4 protein-coding genes and 1 pseudogene are annotated in these 2765 nt (G+C 62.0%); 2 read left to right on the forward strand and 3 right to left on the reverse strand.

Annotated elements, in window-relative coordinates:
• Nucleotides 1-380, forward strand: a pseudogene (locus tag ABSG20_RS34025) (hypothetical protein); the annotation flags it as partial.
• A complete protein-coding gene (locus tag ABSG20_RS34030; RefSeq protein WP_423868823.1) occupies nt 301-738 on the forward strand; it encodes a hypothetical protein in 438 nt (145 codons plus the stop codon). The pseudogene ABSG20_RS34025 and the gene ABSG20_RS34030, both read left to right, overlap by 80 nt.
• A gap of 146 nt (nt 739-884) precedes the next feature.
• Here the strand turns inward: ABSG20_RS34030 and ABSG20_RS34035 are convergent, their stop codons facing one another.
• The 3 genes from ABSG20_RS34035 to ABSG20_RS34045 all read right to left on the reverse strand — a co-directional run.
• Nucleotides 885-1478, reverse strand: a complete 594-nt coding sequence (locus ABSG20_RS34035; RefSeq protein ID WP_423868824.1) for a VapC50 family PIN domain-containing toxin — start codon at nt 1476-1478, stop codon at nt 885-887.
• Complete coding sequence (locus ABSG20_RS34040; RefSeq protein WP_423868825.1) at nt 1450-1923, reverse strand: excisionase family DNA-binding protein; 474 nt, start codon at nt 1921-1923, stop codon at nt 1450-1452. Before ABSG20_RS34040 ends, ABSG20_RS34035 begins: the two co-directional genes overlap by 29 nt.
• A 576-nt stretch (nt 1924-2499) precedes the next feature.
• Nucleotides 2500-2765: hypothetical protein (locus ABSG20_RS34045; RefSeq protein ID WP_423868826.1), on the reverse strand; the 266-nt coding region annotated here is incomplete at its 5' end.

Consider the following 2765-nt stretch of genomic DNA (forward strand, 5'->3'; position numbering starts at 1 on the left):
GCAGCCTCGTTGGTGTAGGATGGGTTGAGCTCTTCGCGAAACCCATCTCGCGAACCCCATCGGCGAACAGAAGAGATGGGTATCGCTTCGCTCCACCCATCCTACGAGTTCCATCCCGCGCCCTGCAACGGAGCAAGGACTGGACCTGCTCGATCCTGCGGCCGGTGCCGATCGCAGGGCTATTCCGCCGGCAGCGCTGTGAAAGTGACCCCGCCCTTGGCATCTCAGCCGCGCTGCGACGCGAGGCAGGGCTGGACCTGCCCTTCCCCGGCGGCGCACCGCGCGTGGCCCAGGCGATCGATGCCGACCTGTTGGCGCGCGCCATCGCCTGGGCCGGCGAGGCGGCCCTCGCCCGCAACGCGATCTCTGACATCGCCTAACGGCGACGTATTCGTCCGGCAGAATATCTGGCCCGCCATCGCCGCGTCGCTGGGCCTACGGCCGGGCGCTCACCTGCCGCTCTCGCTCGATCGCGAGATCCGCCCGCGCGAGGCGAAATGGCAAACGATCCGTGAGAGGCACGGGCCGCGCTCGGGCAGCCTGCGCGACTTCGTCGGCCTGTGCTTCGAATATGCCGACACCACCATGGGCCATGGCCGCAACGAGCCTGGACCGCCGGCGATTGTTTCCACCATCAAGCTGATGCAGGCCGGCTTCACCGAGGTGATGGATACCGAGGCGACGTTCGCCAAGTGCTTCGCCGAGTTCCAGGCCAACCGGCTGCTGCCATCCGCGTGAAAAGCCTTTCGGAGTTCATGTATCGAGGCTTATTGAATGCACTGTCACCGTAATGTTGGACGGCTCCTTGGATCAGACTTCACACTGATTGTGGATCGCGAAGCTGAGCGGCCACCGGTGGAGAGTGCGCGCTCACGCTGTCCGTCTCAGGGACCGTCGGGATCCGCCGGCCCCTCGACGTCTTTCGGGCGCCATGACCGCAGTCGCTCGACGAACTTCGGCAGTCCGTGTCGCTCGGCCAGTGCGGTCAGATATTCTTCCCACGAAGGCGTGCTGTGCGTGAGGTTGGCGGCGGCCTCCCGCGTCACCGCCTCCATCAGCGCTGGGTTGGCATCGAACAAGTCTGCCAGAAAGTCGTCCGGCGATTGGACCTTGACGCCAAGTGCGGCGAGCGCCGCGAAATCGAAGTCCTTCAGGTTGCTCGTTACCAGCACGCAGGGCGCGATCGCCGCTGAGGCGGAAGCGACGTGCCTGTCCTTTGAGTTCGTAACTCCGATCACGCACTGTGCGTCGAAGCCGGCAACGAGTGCATCCGCAAACCACGTCCTGATCAGGGGAATGGTGCGGGTCGCGATACGCTCGCGCGTCCGCGGCTCCATCGCGCCGAGCCATTCCTGTTCGATGCGTTCGCTCCATCGTGCATCGAACACGTCGTTTTGCGCCAATTGCAGCAGCAGATTGCGCAAGTGGTTTGAGTACAGGACGTTGGCGTCAAGAAGCGCTTTTACCGGCTTGGTCATAGTTCTCTTCGAGATCTTCCGTGTCGACCGACAAGGCCGCCGCAAAGGACCTCCGCCTGTCCTCGAACTGCTTAAGCTTCGCGACATCGGCCGCGCGTATCCGTCGGTGGGTGCCGACCTGTCGGAATGGAAGCCTCCCCGTATCCATGCGCTGATAGACGATGGGCCTGGAAACGCCGAGCAGTTCGGCGGCCCGCTCGGGCGAGACCTCGTCCTCGGGCTTGAAAACGAACGCCGTGCCGGCCTCTGCTACGGCAGCCAGCAGGCTCTGCATCGCGCGCAGCAACGAGGCCGGCATTTCGGCCATCACCCTCTCGCCGTCGGCCTTCGTTAGGTACAGGCCGCCGTGCTCGAGCACGGAGGCGCGTTCCAGGAAGCTCGCACCCTTCCTGGCCTGCTCGCGATCGAGTTCTTCGACCTTCAGCTTCATCACAGCGTCGGTCATGGGTAGCTCCATCTGAAATAATTGTATTATCTGTAATATGTGTAATCGCCCTTTGCAAGCTGTTATTCCGACCAGCGAAGGACGACAGGGCGCCTTATCATCCAAGTGACGGCCCAGAGCTTCGGCGATGTTGATCGCCTCGCCGACTTTGATGGCGAGGGTGCTGGGCGAGTATGGCGGCGGGCGCGGAGCCATGACCGGCAGCGCCGTGAACGCGATCCTCGTCCGGGCATCTCAGCCGCCTGCGAAGCATCGCGAGATCCGCCCGCGCGAGGCGGAATGGCAAGCGATCCGTGAGAGGCACGGGCTACGCTCGGCAGCCCGCCCGACTTCGTCGGCCTGCCCTTCGAATATGCCGACACCACCATTGGCCATGGCCGCATCGAGCCCGGACCGCCGGCGATTGTTTCCACCATCAAGCTGATGCAGGCCGGCTTCACCGAGGTGATGGACACCGAGGCGATGTTCGCCAAGTGCTTCGCCGAGGTCCAGGCCAACCGGCTGCTGCCTGTGTGAAAGGACTTTCGGAGTTTATGTATTCAGCGCTTGTTGAATTAGTGCACTGTCAACGTAACGCTATCGCACCCTCGTCCATTTTTGATCGATAACCGCGGCAATTTCAGAATCGAGCAGTTGTACGCTGTACGGTCGAACTTCTCTCGAATATTCAACCTCTTTCAATATTCTTTGGAAGCGTGACCAAGTCACTTCGTCCGACGCTCTTTGAGGGTCGCCGATGTAGTATCGGAAGCAGTTTGGTTCAGTTCGTTTGAGTAGCACCGGAATGCGGCGCGTGACGACACGACGTTTACGACCCTTTTGATTGGAAATCTCGATTAGCG

The organism is Bradyrhizobium sp., from assembly GCF_049512235.1.
Classification (GTDB): Bacteria; Pseudomonadota; Alphaproteobacteria; order Rhizobiales; family Xanthobacteraceae; genus Bradyrhizobium.